Source organism: Flavobacterium araucananum (assembly GCF_002222055.1).
In the GTDB taxonomy this organism is placed as follows: Bacteria; Bacteroidota; Bacteroidia; order Flavobacteriales; family Flavobacteriaceae; genus Flavobacterium; species Flavobacterium araucananum.
The window spans coordinates 102,701-103,111 of record NZ_MUGS01000037.1 but is presented as its reverse complement, the minus strand read 5'-3'; the positions used below and the strand labels follow the sequence as shown (position 1 = coordinate 103,111).

The following is a 411-nucleotide window of genomic DNA, read 5'->3' as shown; positions in this document are numbered from 1 at the left end:
GTAATAGTAAGCAGAAGTAAAATAATTTAGAACGATATTATAAATACATACCAATTCTAAAAAAGTAAATTCGTTATAATTTTTAACCAACATCGTTTTATCTTTCAATAAAATTTATTGATTTTCGATAAACTACTTAGAGAAAGAAATTAAACCGTTTAATTTTTTTTCTAATAGTTCAAGTTTGTTACTTAATTCAGTTATTTTAATTTCTTGAGCTGTAATAGTCTTTTGTAGTTCTTCAGACTTTTTCTTCGATTCAGATAATTCCTGTATGCTTTTTATAATAGGAGCAAATAGATCATTATATCTAATAGAGAGAAATTCATTTTTCGATTTATCGCTTGAAATAATAGCTGCATTTTTATAATTTGCTTTATCCAACGTCTCTTTTAGTTCCTGAGCTATTAA

The 411-nt window shown here is 24.3% G+C and carries 1 protein-coding gene; it reads right to left on the bottom strand.

Annotated elements, in window-relative coordinates; genetic code table 11:
- Window positions 1-132: 132 nt before the first annotated feature.
- Window positions 133-411 (bottom strand): hypothetical protein (locus B0A64_RS17095; protein WP_165769840.1); only part of this gene is annotated, 279 nt, incomplete at its 5' end.